The sequence below is a fragment of the Mesorhizobium sp. P2_F5 genome, assembly GCF_056403715.1.
Map to the genome: position 1 here is coordinate 118,010 of NZ_JBFUEY010000009.1, position 19,923 is coordinate 137,932.

19 protein-coding genes are annotated in these 19,923 nt (G+C 63.1%); 9 read left to right on the forward strand and 10 right to left on the reverse strand.

Annotated features, from left to right (window positions below):
• Positions 1 to 2 precede the first annotated feature (2 nt).
• Positions 3 to 1,505, reverse strand: coding sequence for an AMP-binding protein (locus AC1DYO_RS14865; protein WP_477264364.1), 1,503 nt, complete (start codon positions 1,503 to 1,505; stop codon positions 3 to 5).
• 27 nt (positions 1,506 to 1,532) lie between these two features.
• The gene (locus tag AC1DYO_RS14870; RefSeq protein WP_477264366.1) at positions 1,533 to 2,348 is read right to left on the reverse strand and encodes a p-hydroxycinnamoyl CoA hydratase/lyase; all 816 of its coding nucleotides are present in this window, start codon (positions 2,346 to 2,348) and stop codon (positions 1,533 to 1,535) included.
• A 152-nt stretch (positions 2,349 to 2,500) separates the two neighbouring features.
• On the opposite strand from AC1DYO_RS14870, the gene AC1DYO_RS14875 reads away from it, so the two are divergent.
• The 8 genes from AC1DYO_RS14875 to AC1DYO_RS14910 all read left to right on the forward strand — a co-directional run bounded on the left by AC1DYO_RS14875 (position 2,501) and on the right by AC1DYO_RS14910 (position 8,899).
• Entirely contained in the window at positions 2,501 to 2,980 is a 480-nt protein-coding gene (locus AC1DYO_RS14875; protein ID WP_477264368.1) for a MarR family winged helix-turn-helix transcriptional regulator, read from the forward strand.
• A 169-nt stretch (positions 2,981 to 3,149) separates the two neighbouring features.
• Positions 3,150 to 3,881: a 3-keto-5-aminohexanoate cleavage protein gene (locus AC1DYO_RS14880; protein WP_477264370.1), complete on the forward strand. Its 732-nt coding sequence runs from the start codon at positions 3,150 to 3,152 to the stop codon at positions 3,879 to 3,881.
• A 182-nt stretch (positions 3,882 to 4,063) separates the two neighbouring features.
• Positions 4,064 to 4,573 (forward strand): Lrp/AsnC family transcriptional regulator, encoded by a 510-nt coding sequence (locus AC1DYO_RS14885; RefSeq protein WP_477264372.1) that lies wholly within the window; start codon positions 4,064 to 4,066, stop codon positions 4,571 to 4,573.
• Positions 4,570 to 5,733, forward strand: coding sequence for a saccharopine dehydrogenase family protein (locus AC1DYO_RS14890; RefSeq protein WP_477264374.1), 1,164 nt, complete (start codon positions 4,570 to 4,572; stop codon positions 5,731 to 5,733). Before AC1DYO_RS14885 ends, AC1DYO_RS14890 begins: the two co-directional genes overlap by 4 nt.
• A 105-nt stretch (positions 5,734 to 5,838) precedes the next feature.
• Positions 5,839 to 6,627 carry an ABC transporter substrate-binding protein gene (locus AC1DYO_RS14895; protein WP_477264376.1) on the forward strand — a complete coding sequence of 263 codons (789 nt, stop codon included), beginning with the start codon at positions 5,839 to 5,841 and terminating at the stop codon, positions 6,625 to 6,627.
• 139 nt (positions 6,628 to 6,766) lie between these two features.
• Positions 6,767 to 7,444 (forward strand): amino acid ABC transporter permease, encoded by a 678-nt coding sequence (locus tag AC1DYO_RS14900; RefSeq protein ID WP_477264378.1) that lies wholly within the window; start codon positions 6,767 to 6,769, stop codon positions 7,442 to 7,444.
• Positions 7,441 to 8,115, forward strand: a complete 675-nt coding sequence (locus AC1DYO_RS14905) for an amino acid ABC transporter permease (protein WP_477264380.1) — start codon at positions 7,441 to 7,443, stop codon at positions 8,113 to 8,115. Before AC1DYO_RS14900 ends, AC1DYO_RS14905 begins: the two co-directional genes overlap by 4 nt.
• A gap of 55 nt (positions 8,116 to 8,170) precedes the next feature.
• Positions 8,171 to 8,899: an amino acid ABC transporter ATP-binding protein gene (locus AC1DYO_RS14910; RefSeq protein WP_477264804.1), complete on the forward strand. Its 729-nt coding sequence runs from the start codon at positions 8,171 to 8,173 to the stop codon at positions 8,897 to 8,899.
• Between the two features lie 198 nt (positions 8,900 to 9,097).
• Here the strand turns inward: AC1DYO_RS14910 and AC1DYO_RS14915 are convergent, their stop codons facing one another.
• From AC1DYO_RS14915 to AC1DYO_RS14930, 4 genes are all read right to left on the reverse strand, one after another.
• Positions 9,098 to 10,867 (reverse strand): adenylate/guanylate cyclase domain-containing protein, encoded by a 1,770-nt coding sequence (locus tag AC1DYO_RS14915; RefSeq protein ID WP_477264382.1) that lies wholly within the window; start codon positions 10,865 to 10,867, stop codon positions 9,098 to 9,100.
• 323 nt (positions 10,868 to 11,190) lie between these two features.
• A complete protein-coding gene (locus AC1DYO_RS14920) occupies positions 11,191 to 12,237 on the reverse strand; it encodes a glutathione synthetase (protein WP_477264384.1) in 1,047 nt (348 codons plus the stop codon).
• 12 nt (positions 12,238 to 12,249) lie between these two features.
• Positions 12,250 to 14,112, reverse strand: a complete 1,863-nt coding sequence (locus AC1DYO_RS14925) for a flavohemoglobin expression-modulating QEGLA motif protein (RefSeq protein WP_477264386.1) — start codon at positions 14,110 to 14,112, stop codon at positions 12,250 to 12,252.
• Positions 14,109 to 14,924 (reverse strand): N-formylglutamate amidohydrolase, encoded by an 816-nt coding sequence (locus tag AC1DYO_RS14930; protein ID WP_477264388.1) that lies wholly within the window; start codon positions 14,922 to 14,924, stop codon positions 14,109 to 14,111. The genes AC1DYO_RS14925 and AC1DYO_RS14930 overlap by 4 nt, the downstream gene beginning before the upstream one ends.
• Here AC1DYO_RS14930 and AC1DYO_RS14935 point away from each other — a divergent pair.
• The gene (locus tag AC1DYO_RS14935; RefSeq protein WP_477264390.1) at positions 14,917 to 15,459 is read left to right on the forward strand and encodes a hypothetical protein; all 543 of its coding nucleotides are present in this window, start codon (positions 14,917 to 14,919) and stop codon (positions 15,457 to 15,459) included. The genes AC1DYO_RS14930 and AC1DYO_RS14935 overlap by 8 nt on opposite strands.
• Before the next feature lie 12 nt (positions 15,460 to 15,471).
• Here the strand turns inward: AC1DYO_RS14935 and AC1DYO_RS14940 are convergent, their stop codons facing one another.
• The 4 genes from AC1DYO_RS14940 to AC1DYO_RS14955 form a co-directional block, all read right to left on the reverse strand.
• Positions 15,472 to 15,873, reverse strand: coding sequence for a GFA family protein (locus tag AC1DYO_RS14940; protein ID WP_477264392.1), 402 nt, complete (start codon positions 15,871 to 15,873; stop codon positions 15,472 to 15,474).
• Positions 15,874 to 15,900: 27 nt separating this feature from the next.
• Positions 15,901 to 16,959 carry a Gfo/Idh/MocA family protein gene (locus AC1DYO_RS14945; protein ID WP_477264394.1) on the reverse strand — a complete coding sequence of 353 codons (1,059 nt, stop codon included), beginning with the start codon at positions 16,957 to 16,959 and terminating at the stop codon, positions 15,901 to 15,903.
• A gap of 103 nt (positions 16,960 to 17,062) precedes the next feature.
• On the reverse strand, positions 17,063 to 17,848 hold the full coding sequence (locus AC1DYO_RS14950; protein WP_477264396.1) for a ThuA domain-containing protein: 786 nt from the start codon (positions 17,846 to 17,848) through the stop codon (positions 17,063 to 17,065).
• A gap of 205 nt (positions 17,849 to 18,053) precedes the next feature.
• Entirely contained in the window at positions 18,054 to 19,571 is a 1,518-nt protein-coding gene (locus AC1DYO_RS14955; protein ID WP_477264398.1) for a DUF2778 domain-containing protein, read from the reverse strand.
• Positions 19,572 to 19,923: the final 352 nt, after the last annotated feature.

Below are 19,923 nucleotides of genomic sequence, written 5' to 3' on the forward strand. Positions count from 1 at the left end.
CCTCAACCCGGCGCTGGCCACCCGCGCAAGACGTGTTTCTGGATCTTGCCGGAGGCGGTGCGCGGCAGCGCCTCGATGGGTAGAAACTCCTTCGGCACCTTGTAGCGGGCGATACGGGCGGCGCAGTGAGCGGCGAGCGTTGCTAGGTCGGGAACGCGGCCGGGCTTTGCGACGACGAACGCCCGACCCACCTCGCCCCAGCGCTCGTCGGCGATGCCGATGACGGCTGCTTCGGCAATGTCGGGATGATCGAGCAGCGCCATCTCGACCTCGGCCGGATAGACGTTCTCGCCGCCCGAAATGAACATGTCCTTGCGGCGGTCGACCAGCGTGACGAAGCCGTCTTCGTCGCGGCGGGCGATGTCGCCGGTGCGGAACCAGCCATCGGATGTGAAGGCCTGCGCGGTCTCGTCCGGCCGGTTCCAGTAGCCCGGAGTCACGTTGGGGCCGCTGAGCCAGATCTCGCCCGCCTCGCCGGCTGCGATGTCGTGGCCATCTTCATCGACGATGCGCAAGGACAGCGACGGCCCCGCAAGGCCGGCGGAGCCCGCCTTGCGGGCGATCTGGTCGGCCTCGACCGGCATGCCGAGCACGGTGCCGGCCTCGGTCATGCCGAAGCCGTCGACCATGCGCACGCCCTGCTCCAGCCACCAGAGAATGTCGGCTGCAGGATTTGGGGCACCGCCGGTGAAAATGGCGGTCAGCGTGGTCCAGTTTGCCGGCGCGAAAGCCGCGTCTTCGCGTAGCATTTTTGCCATTTGCGGGACGCAGAAATAATGGGTGACGCCGAGATCCGGGTCGGCCAGCCGGCGATTGGTGAGGCCGGCCTCGAAGCCAGGCGAGATCAGCACGGTGCCGCCTTGCAGCAAGGGCGGACGCAGACTGGTGATGAGGCCTATGACATGGAACATCGGCGCGTCGCAAAGGAAGATGCTTGCATTGCCGACCCGCCCCAGCACGCCGAAATTGACCGCGGTGGCGAAGGCGTTGGCCTCGGTGATGATCACCCCCTTCGGCCGGCCGGACGTGCCCGAGGTGTAGAGGATGATCGATGGCTGATCGGCCGGCGGCAAAGGCCGGCGCGGCGCCGGCGCCTGCGCTGCCACCGCCGCCGCGAAATCAACGACCTCGACCGTCATGCAGTCCTTGGGCGGCGCCATATCAAACGCGGCATCGTGCACCAGCAGCGCGGGACCGCAATCGGCGAGGATCGCCTGTTGCTCCGGCGCAGCGAGGCGCCAGTTCACCGGCACAAAGACGGCGCCGAGGCGCATGGCGGCCTGCTGCAGGATGAGGAGATCGGCGCTGTTGCGGGCGACAGTGGCGATGCGCTGACCCGGCCCGATGCCGTAGCCGCTTTCGAGCACGGCGGCAGAGCGCTGGATGGCTTCATCGAGCCTGCTGTATGTCCAGCGCCGCCCGGAAGCGAGGTCGACGCAAGCGAGGCGCTCGGGCTGCGTCGCGGCATGCAAAGCCACGGGATCGGGCGTCGTCCAGGCCGGCATCTCGCATCTCCTCCCCGATCGAATGTCTCACCTTGCCTTGTCGTAGGCGCCGAGGCCTGGCTTGTAGCTCTTTTCGTCGATGAACTGGCGGATGCCTTCCTTGCGGCCGTCATTGTCGTAGGAATTGGCCGCCTCCTGGGCGCGCACCAGATAGTCCTCGGCATTGTCGTAGGTCATTTCGGCAACGCGGCGGATGGCGTCCTTGGTCGCCTTCAGCGCGACCGGGTTTTTCTTCAGCAGAATGTTCGCCACTTCGGTGACACGTGCCTTCAGCTTTTCCAGCGGCAGACTTTCATTGACCAGCTTCCAGGCCGCCGCCTTCCTGCCGTCGATGAGCTCGCCGGTCAGCGCGTGGTACATGGCGTCGCGCATCGACAGCAGGTCGACCACCACCTTGGTTGCGCCGCCGCCGGGCAGGATGCCCCAATTGATTTCGGACAAAGCAAACTGCGCCTCGTCGGCGGCGAAAGCGAGGTCGCAGGCAAACAGCGGACCGTAGCCGCCGCCAAAGCACCAGCCATTGACCATGGCGATGGTCGGCTTGCGGTACCAGCGCAGCCGCCGCCACCAGCCATAGGCTTCGCCTTGCGCCTTGCGAACGGCGCCCAGCCCCTTGGCCTCGGTCTCGCGAAAATACTCCTTCAGGTCCATGCCCGCCGACCAAGCATTGCCCTCGCCTGACAACACCAGCACCCCGAAATCGTCGCGGTATTCCAGTTGGTCGAGCACTTCCATCATGCGCTGGTTGAGCGCCGGGTTCATGCAGTTGCGTTTTTCAGGCCGGTTGAAGCGCACCCAGGCGATGCCGTTCTCGACGTCGAAGGCTACGGTCTCTTCGGTCATGGAAAGTCTCCTCCTGCTTGCGGTCTTGCATGGCAAGCGAAGAGCCGTGCTCCTCCTTGCATTAATCGCTATGCTACATAGCTTTTATAATCGCTATGTTGCATAGTCTTTTTTGCTTGACAAGGGTTTTGATCACGGCGATCGATTGCAGCATGAACGAGACTGCAAATCGCACCGGTTCCGGCAAGATGACCAAGATCGCCCCCGAAGACAGGCTCGACGCGCAGGTCGGCTACAATCTGCGGCGCGCCTCGGCCCTGGCGCTCAATGATTTCACGGTCGAACTGGCCGACGCAGCGCTGCGTCCCGTCACCTATGGCATGCTGGCGTTGATCGACGAGCGACCCGGTATCAGCGCCGCCGAGCTCTGCCGCCTGCTCGGCATGAAAAGCGCCAACATGGCGCCGCTGCTTGCCGAACTCGAAGAGCGCGGACTGGTCGAACGTGACGAGCATGCGCAGGACAGACGCATGCAGGTGCTCGCTTTGACCAGGGCAGCCAAAAAGGCCATGCCGGCATGGCGGAGGCAGGTGCGCCGGCATGAGGACCGGTTCCTGCAGCGGCTGACAAAAAAAGAGCGCGCAACGCTGCTGCGCCTGCTGCGTCTGATCTGGGCTGAGGAAATCGACTGAAGACAGTCCGAGCCGCGGCATTGAAACTGCCGATCTCCCCCCTCGTGGGGGAGATGTCCGGCAGGACAAAGGGGGGCGCGACGGATCGCGGCCTGTCAGGAGACTTCGCTAACGCGATTCCGGTTTTCTCCGCCCTGCGTTAGGCTCGTCGCAAACAGGAACCATCACCATGATCGTCCAGGCCTGCATCAATGGCGCGCGCTCCGCCGATTTTCATCCCACGCTGCCGCTCGACGCCGAAGCCATGGCGCGCGATGGCGCGGCCTGTGTCGCCGCCGGTGCCGCGGAGCTGCATGTCCATGCCCGCGGAGCCGACAAGCGAGAGAGCCTTTCGCCGGCGGCGATGGATCCGACCATTGCGGCGCTGCGCCGCGCCTGCCCCGGCACGCTGATCGGCGTCTCCACCGGCGCCTGGATCGAGAACGACGATGTCCGCACGCTGGTCGCCATCGCCGGCTGGCGCGAATTGCCGGACTATGCGTCGGTCAATCTCAGCGAGGCGGCGGCGCCCATCGTCATGGAGAGCCTGCGCCAACGCGGCATCGGCATCGAGGCGGGCCTCGCGTCAGTCGCCGACGCCGAGCGCCTTGTCAGCCTAGACCACGGCGGACGCGTGCTGCGTATCCTGATCGAAATCTCCGAGCAGACGCTGGACGAGGCCTTTGCCGTGTCGGACGGCATCGAAAAGGTGCTTGAGCGCGCCGGCATCCGGCGCGCCATCCTTTTGCATGGCGCCGACGCCACGGTCTGGCCGTTCGTGCGCCGGGCGGCGGAGCGCAACTGGTCGACGCGCGTCGGGCTGGAGGACGGCAAGGAGCTGCCGGATGGCACGGTGGCCTCCGGCAATGCGGCGCTGACGGCGGCTGCTGTGGCGATCTTTCGGGCCAGCCGATCGGCGTAGCGACTGACGAATGCGTCGATGATAGGTGATCTCGCCCTCGCGGGGGGATCGCCGTCTTCCCGAAGCTGGCACAACAGCGAGCGATAATTCCGCTCTTGCTGTTATTAAAAATTTCTCATAGGCTATTTTCATATCAGGAAGAAATTCCCCCGCATTTTTCTCCTTTATGAAAGCCTTACCCTTTGCGTGAGCATCTCGATCAAACCGATCGACGGCTGGTGAAGCTGTTGTCGCAGGATGCCCAACCCGGCATCAACCGGCTCGCCGAGACGATGGCGATCTCGGTGCCGACGGTGCGCTCAAGGCTGCGCAATCTGCTCGACCGCAACCTCTTGAAGATCGTCGGGCTGCTTAATTTGACCGAACGCCCGGAGCTGATCTCGGCCATTGTCGGCATCAACGCGCAAGGGCGAGGCCGCGCCCGCGAACTGGCGCAGCGCATTGCCGAACTGCCTTTCGTCAACTCAGCCTCCGTGGTCACCGGACGCTTCGACATCATCGTGGACGTGACCGTGGCCGGCGATGTCGCCGACCTCTACCGCATCACCAGCGAGTTGATCCCGGGCGCTGGCATTCCCGGCGAAGTGGTGCGCAGCGAGACCTTCGTCGTCATGGCGTCGTGCAACAAATGGGTCAGCCTGCCAGAAGGCTGCTGGTCGGAAGACACACCGGCCCGCAAGGAGCCGGCATGAGAGTGGCGGTTCTCGGCGGTCTCGGCCTGCAGGGCCGGGCGGCCATCGCCGATCTCGTCGCCAGCGCCGGCGTCGAGGAAATCGTCTGCGTCGATACCGCAGCTGACGGCCCTGCCCGGCTTGCCGGACTGACCGATCTTTCTCGCGTGCGTTTCGTCGTGCCCGAAGGCGCCATCGGTCCGGCATTGGCGACCACGCTGGCCGATGTCGACTCCGTCATAGATCTGTTGCCGCAGCCATTGATGCGCGAGGCGGTGCAGGCTGCGATCGCAACGCGCACGCCGCTGGTCACCACCAATTACGGCAAGGCGATTGCCGATCTGGCGCCGGAGGCTGAACAGGCCGGTGTTTCGATCATGACCGAATGCGGGCTCGACCCCGGCATCGACCTTGTGCTCTACGCGCGCGCCGCAAAGCAGTTCTCTTCAATCTCCTCGATCGATTCCTATTGTGGCGGCATCCCCGAGCCGAAGGCGATGGCCAAGCCGCTTTGCTACAAGGTGAGCTGGAATTTCGACATGGTTCTGGTCAGCCAGAACCGCGACAGCGTGATGATCGAGGATGGCAAGCGCGTCGAAGTGTCGGCGGGCCGACAGCACGACAACCGCTTCATCCACGAGATCGAGGTCGCCGGCCTCGGCCGGCTGGAAGCCTTCCCCAATGGCGACGCGCTGCACTATGTCGAGATGCTGGCTGCCGCCAAGGGGCTGCAGCGCTCGGGCCGCTATACGCTGCGCTGGCCGGGCTGGTCGGCGTTCTGGGCGCCGCTGAAGGAGCTCGGCTTCCTCTCCGAAGACAAGGTGCCCGGCACAAGCGCCAGCCCGCGCGAATTTCTCGGCCGGCTGCTCGGCCCGCAACTGCAATATGGCGCCGACGAGAAGGACCTTTGCGTGATGCGCAATGTCTTTTCCGGTCTCGAAGGCGGCCGCCGCAAGACGGTGACGTCGGACCTCATCATCGAACGCGACCTGGCCTCGGGCCTGTTCGGCATGAGCCTCGGCGTCGGCTATCCCGCCAGCATCGTGGCGCAGATGCTGGCGCGGCGCGAGATCACCCAACCAGGCCTTTTGAACCCGCTGCAGCATGTGCCCGATGGACCCTTTTTCGACGAACTGGCCAGGCGTGGCATCAAGGTGACCGAAACGGTGGCCTGGGACTGAGGATTTTCGAACGGTGGCTGCCGCCGGCAAACGGCGCTGCCGCTCAAAAAGGAGCCCACGGGAATCCGCGGGCAAAACAACAGCTACAACAGGGAGGAATGCCACATGAAGATTGCCAGACTTTTCATCGCCGGACTTGCGCTTGCGGGCCTTACGACGGCTGCCAGTGCCGGAACGCTCGACGAGATCACCAAGCGCGGTGAACTGCGCGTCGCGGTGCAGACGCAAGGGCCGCCCTTCTCGCTGGTCGGCGCCAATGGCGAACGCACCGGCAGTTCGGTCGAACTCGCCGAGCTGATGGCCAAGGAAATGGGCGTCAAGATCACCTTCCTCGACTATGACTGGGACGGGCTGATCCCGGCGCTGCTTTCCGGCAAGGCCGACCTGCTCGTCGCCGACATGACGCCGACGCTGGCGCGCGGCATGAAGGTCGCCTTCACGACGCCCTACATGTACACTGGCAGCACCGTCTTCACCAAGGCCGACAGCAAGTTCAAGACCACCGAGGACTGCAAGGCCAAGGGCACCAAGATCGCCGTGCTGTTGGGCGCCACCGGCGAAAAGGAAGCCAAGAACGCCTTCCCCGATGCCGACATCAAGAGCTACAAGGGCGGCGGTCCGCTGCTGCTCGACGCCGTCAACAACGGCCAGGCCGATTGCGGCGTCAACGACGTCTCGGCGGTCACGGGTCAGTCGACCGCTTATCCCGCCGGCACCTTCACCATCATGCCGGACCTGTTGTCGAAGGAGCCGCTTGCCTTCGCCACCCGCTATGACGAGCCCGACCTGTTGATCTGGATGAACCTGTTTCTCAATCAGGTCACCATCGACGGCCGCCTGCAGAAGAACCTCGACTACTGGGTCAATTCCGACGCCTGGAAGAAGGATCACTAAGGAATTAGCGAGTAGCGAATAGGGAGTAGCGAATAGGGAATGGCCGTTCCGGCCAGGCTTTGCTGCTCCCGACTTCCCTACTCCCTATTCGCTATTCGCTATTCGCTATTCGCCCTTCCCTTTTCACCGCCGTGCGCCCATGCTCGAAAACTTCAGCTTCCGCACCATCATCGAATATCTGCCGCTGTTCGGGCAGGGTCTGATCACGACCGTGTGGCTGTCGGCGCTGTCCTTTGCCGGCGCGCTCGCGGTCGGCATCGTGCTCGCCGCCATGAACCTGCAGCGCGGCCAGCTGTTTCGCCTGCCGGCCAAGGCCTATATCGACGCCGTGCGCGCCACGCCGTTGCTGGCGCAGCTCTATTTCCTCTATTTCGGCCTGCCGCGTCTCGGCTTCGTTTTGCCCGAGCTCGTCGTCGGCATCCTCGCTCTGTCACTGAACAGCGGCGCCTATGTCGCTGAAATCATTCGTGCCGGCATCCTGTCGATCCCGCGCGGCCAGGTCGAGGCCGGTGTTGCCTCGGGGATGACCTATGTCCAGCGCATGCGCCTGGTCATCCTGCCGCAGGCGTTCAAGGTGACGATCCCGCCGCTGCTCGGCCAGGCGATCGTGCTGGTCAAGGATTCGGCACTCTTGTCGCTGATCTCGGTTTCCGAACTGACGCGCGCCGGCCAGTTGCTGGCGTCCGACCGCTTCATGCCGGCGGAAGGTTTCATCACCATCGCCGCCTTCTACCTGCTGCTCTACTATTGCCTCAAAGGACTGGCGGGGCTGTCCAGTCGCTGGCTCGGCTTGCAGCCGGCAAGGAGCAGCACATGATCTGGCAGCAGCTGCAAAGCCTCGTCGGCAGCTATCCCCTCGCCTTGCGCGGCCTCGGCATGACGGTGATGCTGTCGCTAATCAGCCTGGTGCTGGGCACGGCTCTCGGCTTCGGCCTCGGCATTTTACGCACCGGCGGCAACCGGCTGATCTCGAGCGTGATCGGCGCCTGGGTCGACCTGATCCGCGGCACGCCGTTCCTGGTGCAGATCTTCCTGATCTTCTTCATCCTGCCGGAATTCGGCATCGAGCTCGATGCCTTCACCGCCGGCATCATCGCGCTCACCAACCTCGCCGCCTGCTTCATCTGCGAGATCGTCGCCGCCGGCATCCGATCGGTGCCGACCGGCCAGGTCGAGGCAGCGCTGGCGTCCGGCCTGTCGCGCTGGCAGCGCATGCGTCAGGTGGTGCTGCCGCAAGCGATGCGCATCGTGCTGCCGCCGCTGGTCGGGCAGTATGTGCTGCTGATCAAGGATTCCTCCGTCGTCTCGGCGATCGGGCTGACCGACCTCACAAGAGTCGGCTGGCTGGTGGTGCAGCGCGTGCCCAACGGCCTGCTGGTCTTCTTCCTCGTCGGCGTCGGCTACTTCATCGTCTGCTATCCCTTGATCATGCTGGCCCGCCGGCTCGAACGCCGCATGGGCGCGGCGCATGGCGAGGTGCAGCTGTGACATCGAACAAAAAGGGCGCACGAATATGAGCACGCCAAGCCAGGCCAAAACCGGCATGATCGACTTTCGCGGCGTCAACAAATGGTTCGGCGCGCTCAACGTGCTGAAGGACATTACGCTGAGCGTTGAGCCGCGCGAGGTGGTCGTCGTCTGCGGCCCGAGCGGCTCGGGCAAGAGCACGCTGATCCGCTGCATCAACGGCCTGGAGGCAATCAAGGACGGCGACCTCATCGTCGACGGCCAGCGGCTCGGCGACCCCACCACCAACATGACGCAGTTGCGCACCGAAATCGGCTTCGTCTTCCAATCGTTCAACCTCTATCCGCACAAGACAGCGCTGGAAAACGTCACGCTGGCGCCGATCCATGTGCGCAAGATCCCTCGCGCCGAGGCCGAGCAGGCCGGGCGCGACTTGCTGGCCAAGGTCGGCCTGGCCGACAAGGTCAACGCCTATCCCTCACAGCTGTCCGGCGGCCAGCAGCAGCGCGTGGCGATCGCGCGCTGCCTCGGCATGCGGCCCAAGATCATGCTGTTCGACGAGCCGACCTCGGCGCTCGACCCCGAGATGATTTCCGAAGTGCTCGACGTGATGGTCGCGGTGGCCGAGGAAGGCATGACCATGATGGTGGTGACGCACGAGATGGGCTTTGCCCGCAAGGTGGCGCAGCGCGTGGTGTTCATGGATGCCGGCGCCATCGTCGAAAGCGGCACGCCGGAGGAATTTTTCTCCGATCCGAAGACCGACCGCAGCCGCGCTTTTCTGAGCAAGATTCTGCGGCATTGAGGTCAAAGCTCAATCAGTTGGCTGCCGCCGGCGGCCGAGATGGTGGGAAACGCACATTCGACGCGGCGCGTCCGAAAGGCTGTTGCACGCCAACTGCCGACGCTCAGAGCCAGACAAGGAGCGTCCAGTTTTGGCCGGAAGCAGTAGGTCCGCTTGTGGTGCAGGGAAGAACGATTGCGGACGTCGATGCAGAGGAGCCTAGTCCTTTTCCCTGGCGTCATTCTCAGCAGAATCTAAATTCGGCCGCTCAATCCTTTGCGTCTCAACATTGTAGACGCGAACGGGCCCTTCGAGGCCTTTGAACTGGCGAGTACCGAGGTCAACGATCGGCGTGTTGCCAAGCAAATGGCGTGCCACGGAATAATCTATAAGGATTTGTCCATCTTCAGCGGACGAACACAGCCTCGATGCCAGGTTCACGACATTACCAATTGCGGTGTAGTCAGCGCGGGCCTCATAGCCAATTCGACCCACCGTTGCCCACCCCATAGCGAGCCCCATGCCGAAGCCAATCTTATAACCACGTTGCCGCCACCCAGATATGAGCTCTTGTGTGGAATCCTGCATGTCGACAGCCATTTTTACGGCATGAAGCGCCGGCCCTTCACATGGAACCGGGGCGTTGACGAGAATCATCAATCCATCCGCCGAAAAACTGGTCAGCGTTGCTTCATACTTGGTGATGATCGCGCCGAGCGCCTCATAGTACTCACGCAGGACCTGCATGAGGTTCTCAGGCTCAGCGTGCGCTGAAAATGCAGTAAAGCCACGTAAGTCGCTAAAAACAGCGACTACTTCTGCGCGCTGTCCAGCGAGCATTCGCTCGTCACCGGCCTTCTCTACAAGTTCCGCAACCTGTGGTGCAAGGAAGCGCTTCAACCGCGTCAGTCGCTCCGCGCGGTCCCGCGATGTGGCAAGTTCCTGCGCCATTTGGTTGAATCGAGCAGCCAACCGCTCAAGTTCGTCTCCAGTGGAGATGTTGATCCGGTGATCGAACTGTCCAGCACCGATCTTGAGAGCGCCTTCCTCCATCAGGAGGATAGGCCCGCTCATCCGTCTGGCAAGCCAATATGCGAGTACCGCCGCAAGAACGGTGGCGAGGAGCAACAACCCGCCAGTCCGCCATAATGAAGCGTACAGGGGTGCAAAAGCCTCTGCCTGCGACTGCGCGACAATTACCGTCCAGCCGGCCGCGGTAACCGGCGCGCCAGCGGTCACAACGCGTTCATTCTCGGCGTTGCGGCTTGCAATCGCACTGCCCCCTGCGGCATCGATCGCATCCCGCACTTCGCGCAGGGCCAACGCTGCTTTCTCGTCGGCGCCCTGCATCACTTTGCTGATCGTGGGGTGCGCGATGAGGCGGCCGGCCTGGTCGATGACAAATCCCTGGCCGCTGCGGCCGACGCGGATTTCGGAAACGATGAGCCAGATAGGCTTCAGACTGATTTCGGCGATGACGGAGTTGGCGACGACTAAATTGTCGTAACTGGCCATTGCCATGGTTATGGAGGGTTCGGAATCCGGGCGATAAATGACTGGGCCGTACCAGACCTTCGCCGTCCTGACGCCCACGACAGCGGGATCGCCTGAGCGATCCGCCCCGCTTTCTGTCCTGTTTTTGCCAGTGCGAGAAATGTGCAGCCGCTCCGCGCCAGTACCGTCGACAATACTGATGCTGAGGATTCCCGGGACCTGGTGCATCGCTCGTACGGCAAGAAGCCGAAGCTGTTTTACGCTGGCCATATTCCCTTCCGGGGAGATCGTCGAGCCGAGCGTAAGCTGGATGCTGTCAAGAAAGCTCTCAATTTTGTCGGCCGCGGATGTTGCCTCGGACCGCAGCAGGGCACTGAGGATCGCATGCTGGTCGACATAGCTGAACCACGTGTTGCTGATGCCAGCGGCAGCCATCGGAAAAATAGCCGCCGCGAACAAGACTAAGAAATACTTCTGAAATAGCGATCGACGCATGGATGCGGCTTTGAGATTGGAGGAAGGTCTCCCACGTGATGCGACCCGACCATAGGTCGCGACAGCTCAGTCCCAGAAAGGTAACCTAAATCATTGCGTCTTGGTATGGGCTGAGCCGTTCCCACTCGGGGTCGCGTCTCGTGCCTTCCACGGGTTGGATAAAGGAATGTTTCCCGGATCCGTGACGTCACCATGCAACACCTCCTCATCCTCTCAGATTAAGAGTGTTGCGGCGACCTATTGAACCCACCGGCGCAAAGCAGTCATGCACGCCTTCACCTGTGGATGTCTGCTTCGGCTCAGATCCCGGCTGCCACCACTCCTCAAAGCGTCGCCAACCGCGAATTGGTCATGGCCTTTCCATAGGCGTGCCGCAGCGTTTGCTTCTCCTCCAGGGCAGCGATGACGCTTGCGGCAAAGTCTGTCGTGTACATGTCGGCGAGCCGGGTCAGCCCGCCCGGCGTGAAGACGTTGATCTCCAGAAGTTTGTCGCCGACGATGTCGAGGCCGACCATGAACATGCCGTCGCCGATCAATTTGGGGCGGACCATCTCGGCGATGCCCAGCATCGTGGCCGTTACCTTGACCTTGCGGGCCGTTCCGGCGGCATGGATGTTGGAGCGGACGTCGCCCTTGGCTGGCACGCGACGGAAGGCTGCGTATTTGCCGTCGCGCACCAGCGGCAGGCCGTTCATCAGGAACAGGCGCACATCACCGGCCTTGGCTTCCGGCAGGTAGACCTGCGCGATGAGATAGCCGTCACCGCTGGCCGCCTCGAAGATCTGGTTGAGGTTGGAATCGGTGGGCTTGGCAATATGAAAGACGTTCTTGCCGCCCGACCCTTGCAGGGGTTTGACGATGCAGCCCTTCGGCTGTTTGTCGATAAATGCGCGGATCTCGGCAATGCTGCGCGATATCAGGCTCGCCGGCCTGACCGCCTCGGGAAAAGACTGCAAATAGAGCTTGCTCTGGGCCTGCGCCAGACCGTCCGGATCGTTGACGACGATCGTGCCGCGGTCGGCTGCGAGCCGGCCGAACATGATGCCTGCATTGGCCGCCCATGGCCGACCGGTGCCATCCAGCGACGGGTCGTTGCGCAGAAACAGAATGTCCATGTCGCTCATGGCAACAGTCTTCTTCTGCTTCGCGGCATCCTGCAGGGCAGCATGCAGCTTGCCTGATGTCTTGTAGGGAGCATCGGGCAAAACCGCGACGCTGACAGCCAGACCGTCGTCCGGACGCAGGATGAAATCGCCCGGCTCGACATAGACGACAGAATGGCCGCGCTGGACGGCAGCCAGCGCCAACGCTGTCGTCGTGTAGCCCGGCGTCTCGGTTTCAATGGAATTGACGAAGAACGCAATGCGCATTTTAGAGCCCCCTCAGCTTTCAGCCATATCGATCGGATCGATTCCCGCCATCGCTTTCCTGAGGCGCGGACGCGCCGCGTCGGAAGAGAGAAATGCAGGTTCGAGGCGCGGCGCCCGCAGCAGGCCGCGCGCGTTGAGTTCCTGGATCGCGCCGAAATGCGCGGCGGAGATCTTGCCGATCCAGAACGGTGTCAGGCTGCCGCCATTCCTCAGATGATCGAGGATCTGCAACAGGCCGCGCAGATAGATGGCGTCTTTGGCAAGGCCGCCGCCTCTGTAAACGCGCAGAACGACGTTGAAGGCCTCGCGATCATCGAGATCCCTGCGAAGAATGCGGAAGGCTTCCCCGAAATTTGCGCCGTCGAGCATCGCCTGACAGGCGATCACTCTCGCCGCGATCAGCCGCAAACGCGCCGTGGTCATGCCGCCGACCAGATATTCCGCCAGCACGGCCAGTCCCTCCTGCATGCCTTCATAACCGGCGAGCCCGCTGCAAAAGATGCCGAGCCCCTGCGCGGCACCATTGAAATAGGTCAGCAGGTGAACACCGATCTCGTGGCTGAGCAGCGCCGTCAGACGTTCCGGTGGAAGGTTGGTATCGCGCGACACCAGCAGCCGGTTTCGCGAGACCAGCAGGCCGGCCGGCAGGTCGCCGCGAATCTCGACGGAAGCGTCGAAATCGGGATAGGCGGCCCGGTATCCGGCGATCATGTCTCGCGCGGCTGCAGCAACGGCGTTGGCATCCAGGCCCGTCTGACGGGTGGCTGAGGCAACACGCGGCAGCCTTTCGAGAATAGTGCGCGCCCTCGCCGCCAGGCTCGGTTCGACGCTGCCATAAAGGGCTCGTCCGAGTTCGACGAAGCGGGGCGTTTCGCGGGCTGCGAGCATCGACAGCTGGAGATCGAGTTCCTGCTGCTTTTCGGAAAGCAGCCTGGTCAGCAGCGTATCTTCCAGATGATCGAGCGAGATCGAATAGAGCTTGCGTTTCTGGTCGGCGACCTCAAGCTCGAGCGGCCGGTAAAGCAGTACGGGCACACGGTCGAAAGCGCCGGCCTGGAATTCCTGCCATGCGGGCTCGGCATTGATCGGTGTGACGGCAAGCAGAAAATCGAAAGTCGACGCGACATTGTCGATCGCACGGTCGGCGCGCACGACAGCGTCGATATAGGCGCGACGGCCCAGCGAACGATGGGTCGCCGGTTGTTCCAGGCTCGATGCCTTCAAGAAGGCGCTGACGGACTGCAGGGCGGAATCGACCATGTTGGCGACGACGAGGTCGTGGAGTTCGGGGTAGACGCGCTTGGTGCCCGGCACCCTGTAGATCGGTGCGAAGCGTACCGTCAGGCATGCCACATCAGCGGGATCATCCCAGAGCCGTGCTTCGGCACGTATGGTGGGACTGAGCTCGTCGACGCGGGGCGTGCGGTATTTGGCTTCGCGCGCGGATGCAGCATCAGCGAAGCGCTTGAGTGCCACCTTCTCCGCCGCGGTGTTGCCGCAGGCCAGCGCAATCTCGAAAGGCGGCAGGAACGGAACATCCTCCGTCAGGAACCGGTCTTCGGCCAACTCGCCAATGTCCAGCAGGAGGAATGCGCCGCAGCAATCGTGTAGCCGGCGCGCTACCAGCCGCGCGACCTCGCCGGCGAGGCCAATGTCGGCGGCGATCAAATAGGACGCGTTGGCGGAGACGGCATGGAATGCCGCATCCTGATGCGACCCGACATGGACGCACAGAAAGGGCAGCGGCCGATCGATGTGCAAACGGTTGCCGTTGCCGAACTCGCGGCGGATCGGCTTGCCGTCGTGGAAAAGCGCGTCAAGGTCCGCTTCGATTTGCACCAGTGGAGACGTGGGCTCGACGAGCTTCGGCTTCATCGCATGGCCCGCAGCGCCTCGACCAGGACGGGCACCGTCGACGCCAGAGCGGCGCGCAGCTGCTCGATTGCTGCCCAGTCGGGTTCGCCGCTCCATTCGTCCATGAAAATCTTCTTGAACTCCACCGCGATCGCACAGCCGGTCTCTGGAAAATTGGTGTGGACGAAACGCGTCTGTTCTCCCTTGCCCTGGAAGGACACGTTTTCGCGCACATCGATCGGCTCGCCGTTGAGATGGTGGCCGCGAAGCGTCTCGATGAACGCGTCGACGACCGGCGCCCAGCGCTCGCGGTCCATCGAAGACGTCCCTATGTTGATGTCGGGCGCAGCGTCGCTGGATGTCGGCACAGCCTGCGGTCCGTCGCGCCGGTGATTGTAGCTGTGGACGTCGATCAGAACGAACCTGCCGTAGCGCTTCTCGATATCGGCAAGGACACGCTTCAACTCGCTGTAGAAAGCGTCGTGAAAGGCGAGAGACCCCTCCACGATGGCCTCTCCCGGCTGCTCTCGCCAAACTTTCAGACCCCAGGACTGATCCGGGGACAGGTAGATCGCAGCGTCGCGCGCACGGTTCAGATCGACCTGGAAGCGCGATCGATGAACGATGATTTGGATCGGAAAATCGGCGATGAAGCGCTCGGTAAACGGGTCCTCTTCTCGACGCCGGTCGGGGTCGGAGAGGCACATGTGCGCCTGGCAAGCGCTGTCCACATCGGTGCCGCTGTGGATGGCTGTCCCGACGATAGGACCGTCTCCGCGCTTGATCGTCCAGCCTGACACGCCCTGGTCGTTGTCGGAAATCATCTTGTTCATGCTCCGAAATGCGCGGAACGTGCGGACGGTTCCGATTCATGTCGAAAGCGGCATGCCGGATGATTCTTTGCGCGGCCGAAGACCGCAGCCGCGCCCTGCTCCGGCACTCTTTCCGACAATTCGCTTGAAGTCGCTAACGGTTTTGCAAACGGCGCCGTCTATGCATGCGGCTGCGGAGCCGCGCGCAAAGGAAAGCCGTCTCGTGTTGATGATTGTCGTCCTTGGATTGTTCAACGTGCTGGCCTACCGCGGCTATCCGTGGTCGACACTTTTCCTGGCAATCCCCCTGGCCTTGTTGGCCGGCCTGCTCGACAGCCCGCCCTATCTGGAAGAATTGCGGATTTTCGCAAGCGACTTCATGAAGGTGCTGACGAAGGCGATCATCGTCGGTACCTCCGGCTTTGCACTGTCCAAACTTGTTGGTTACTTGCTTCGAAAGTGGCTCAAACCAGCCCGGCAAGAAATCGCCTTGCCGGCAGCCAATACGCCGCGCCGCAGCGGCGGAAGCCTGCTTGATTTGGCGGATCGCCCGTAAAAACCGCAGCGGTCAGCCGAACGTCGCCAGGGGCTCGGCTTTGATCTCGACCCACTCGCAGCGCCGGCTGTCGTGGTAGAAGGATTGGAAGGGCGGCGGGAAGGACGGGTCGGCGAAGGCGCCGACGGGAATGGCGATCACTCCAGGCTGCGTGTCGATCCGGTAGTGAACGCTGGCGCCACAATCCGGGCAGAAACTGTAGGCGACGCGGCCGCCCTGGTCGCCAATACGGGTGAAATGCGCCTCCCGTCCTTCGATCGACACATCGCCTTCCGCAAACCGGACATTGTAGCTGAAGGCACTGCCGGTGCGCCGTTTGCAGTCCAGGCAATGGCATACCGAGATGCGCACCGGCTCGCCCGAACAGACGGCTGACAGCTGGCCGCAGAGACATTGCGCGCGGCGCGTGACCATAACGGGCTCCTCCCCTTTCGAGACACGTTACTGCGTGTCGGCGCTGGCCCTCAACTCGGTACGCTTCTCGTCCGACACGACAGCCAGATCCAGGACCTTTTGCAGCTCGGCGGCATGGTGGAACGACGGTTCGGCCTGCACGCCGCTTGCGACCGCATCGACGAAGCGCTGGTAGTTGGTCGGTACCGTGCCGGCGTCGATCGCCTGCCATTTGGCGGTTTCGATGTTCTCGCCCAGGCACGCCTTCAGCTCCGAGCCTTCGAGATTGTGCACGACCTCAATGCCGCCCTTGTCGCCATAGATACGCAGGCGCAGTTCGTTCATGTGGCCCGTCGCCCAGCGGCTGGCATGCACCACGCCAAAAGCGCCGTTGGAAAAATCCATCGTCATGGCGAAACTGTCATTGGCGTCGAGGTCATACTCGCCGATGCGATTGCCCGGCGCCTTGTCGAAGGCGCGCAGCCGGCAGAACACATGGTCGATGTCGAGGGCCGCACCATAGCTGGCGAAATCGAGGATGTGGACGCCGACATCGCCGAGCACGCCGTTGGAGCCGTGGCCGCGCGACAGCCGCCACAGCCATTTCGGATCGGTGCGCCAGTCGCCCCAGAATTTCGACACCAGCCAGCTCTGCAGATAGGACGCCTCGACATGGCGCACGGTGCCGATTTCGCCCGCCAGCACCATCTGCCGTGCCTTCTGCAGGGGAGCGACGTTGCGATAGGTAAGGTTGACCATGTTGACGATGCCAGCGGCTTGCGCCGCGTCAGCCATCTCGCTCGCCTTGCCGAAGTTTTCGGCCAGCGGCTTTTCGCACAGCACCGGCTTGCCCGCCGCAATCAGCGCCATGGTCGTCGGATGGTGGATACGGTCGGGCGTGACGTTGGCCACCGCATCGAAGCCGCCCCAGTCGAGCGCTGCCTCCAGCGATGTGAAGCGCTTCGGGATCTTGAAGCCGTCGGCGAATTCGGCAACGCGCTTTTCATCGACATCGACAGCGCCAACGATCTCAACGCCATCAATGGCGCCAAAGCGGCGGGCATGCTCCTGCGCCATCCAGCCGGTACCCAATATCAAAAGCCGCATTTTCTGCACTCCGAGCGAAATTGGTTCGATTCAACCATATGGGACGAATGCGGTCTAGGCGACTCCGTGGGGAAGCCGCCACGCCTTTTTCTTGGATTTTGTTTTAGCGGAAACCCGCCTCGCCCGAGGCGTGCAACTTGCCGCCGCGCTCGACGATCGGCTCCAACGCCTTGTCGACCGGCACATTCGGCGCATCAAGAATGGCTGACTTCGTGCCTTGCGGGTTGTGCGCCCACTTCACCGCATTGCGCAGCACCTTGTGCACATTGGCGTCGTGATAGGTCGGATAGGTTTCATGGCCCGGGCGGAAGTAGAAGACGTTGCCGGCGCCGCGCCGATAGGTCAGCCCGGAGCGGAACACCTCGCCGCCCTGGAACCAGGAGATGAACACCGTCTCCAGCGGCTCCGGCACAGCGAACTGCTCGCCATACATTTCTTCGTTCTCGAGCTCGAAAAACTCACTGATGCCTTCGGCGATCGGATGGCTGGGGCTGGTCACCCAGAGCCGCTCGCGCTCGCCTGCCTCGCGCCATTTCAGCGTGCAGGGCGTGCCCATCAGCCGCTTGAAGATTTTCGAGAAATGGCCCGAATGCAGAACGATCAGCCCCATGCCTTCAAAGACGCGGCGAGCGACGCGCTCGACGACTTCGTCGGCAACGGCGCCATGGTCCTTGTGGCCCCACCAGACCAGCACGTCGGTTTCGGCCAGACGGTCGGCCGACAGGCCATGCTCCGGCTGTTCCAGTGTGGCGGTCGACGCGGAGATCGCCTTGTCGGTGTTCAGCGCCTTGGCGATGGTCGTGTGCATGCCCTCGGGATAGAGGGTGGCGACCACCTCATTGGTCCGCTCATGGATGTTCTCGCCCCAAACGACAGCGCGTATTGTCATGATGTCCTCGTGGTGAATTCAGAGCCGACCGCCCGTCTCAGTCATAGGCTGCCCGAGGGGGGAAAGGGAATAGGCAGTGGGGAATAGGCAATAGGGGCAGAAACAAGGAACAAGGCAGATGAGGCTTCCAGCCCCTACTGCCTACTGCCTACTGCCTACTGCCTACTGCCTACTGCCTACTGCCTACTGCCTACTGCCTACTGCCCTACGCTCCCCGCCCATCCTGGGCGACCTGCGTCAGCGGCTTCGAGAGTCGCGGCACGACGACGAGGCGCTTGATCTTGCCCTTCTTGTAGGCGGCGAGGAAGCGGGCGTAGTCCTTGAAGACGACGCAGCCATTGGATTCCGCACGGCCGCCGCGCAGCATGTAGGTATGCGCGAGCAGGCCGTCGCGGCCATATTTGTTGCTGCCGCTGACCGGGGTGAGACGGATCGCCTCGACGCCGTGGAAGCGGGATTCGCGCAGCCTCAGATCATAGGTGTCGGGCGGCGTCGGGCCGACATTCTTCTTGTGGACGAAGCGCGGCTGATCGACCATCGAGCCCAGCCCCGAATGCGCCTCGAGCCGCGAACCATCCGGCATGTAGACGGTCTTGGCCGAGATATCGTAAACGGCGACGCCGCCGCCCATTCCGGGCGTGGCGAACAGATCCTTGAAGGCCCGGCCGACACCGCCAGCTGGGACATCCGGCTTGGCGTAGGCCATCATCTCGCCGGCTTGCGCCTTGGTCCGCCTGCCCGGCTTGGTGCGGATGGTCTGGCTGCCTGGCACGCCCGGCAGTGCGGCGACGTCCGAACTACTGCGCGGCGAGCGCGGCGACACAATGCCCGGCGACTGGGGTGCGACGGTCTCGGCCGCCCTGTCTGTCTGTGGCTTGGCCGCTTGCGCCTTGGGCTTGCTGGGCGCCTCGGCAGGCTGAGCGGTTTCGGCGCGCGGACGCCGACCCGGCAGTGCAATGTTGTCGGGCAGATCATCCTGCGGCGGCAGCGAGGCGACCTGAACCTCGGCCTGCTCAGGATTTTGCGCTCCGACAATTGCCGCGACAGCCGGCGGCGGCGCCAGCATGTCTGCGCCCTGATCCGGCAAGGTGTTGGCCAGCGCCAGCGCTAGGCGGGACGAGCGTTCGATCTCAGCCACTTCCGGCCCAAAGCGCTCCGAGGCCGGGCCATGCTGGTCGGGCATGCGGACTTCAGCAAAACGGGCAGCGGCCGGAAGGCTGGCAAGCATGAAGGGCGCATTCGAGGCCTTGGCGAAGGCGGCAGCCAGCTTTTGCGGCGACAGCTTTGCCTTGGCCACCACGCCGTCGAAGCGCGCATCGCGCGGGGTGACAAGTGCAATGCTGGTGTTGGGCCCAGCATGAGTGTTTGCGGCGACTGCGTTCGGTGCGATGGAATGCGCGGCCGGCTTCAGCCGCGCCATCTTGCCGTCATGCGCGAAGCTCGCGGCGGCATGCGCGCAGCCGGCGTCGCATTGGCTGAGCAGCGAGGCCTGTGATTTTTGCGCCGAAAGCCGCGGCGCCCATGAATTGGCAAGGCTGCGGCGCGAATCGGCAAGCGTGATGGTGCGTGGCAGAAGCAGGCTTTGCGGCAAGGTGTTGGAAGCGGCGGTGAGCGAAGTCCCCAGCGAATAGAGGCCGGCCATGGTCGCCACCGACCACAGCGCAAGGGCCGCGCCGACAACCGGCACCACGACCCAGCGCTGGCCGGATCTCTTCGAAGTCAAATCCCGTTCAGGATTGTCGCCCCGGTCTTTCAAACGCAAAAACGCCATACAACCACTCTCAATCGGCATGCAGGCTTGCGACCCTCGCATCCGTGACATCCACAGTTCGCTGGTGCCCCCTGCACCTTTCGCGTCTGTTGCCGATTGAATCAAAAGATGGACAAAGTTGGTTAACCAATCCCTCCATCAGCCACCGATTATACGGTGCCCGATACGAAAAAAGAGCCCTCCATGGTCTGCGCCACGGTAGAAATGCTCTCCCTCACCCTCGCCTTGCTGCCCGTTTTTGCGATCCAAGTCAAGGAAACGCTGCGTCAGCTTGCTGCAAGCCCAAGCCGACTGCCCGTTGATC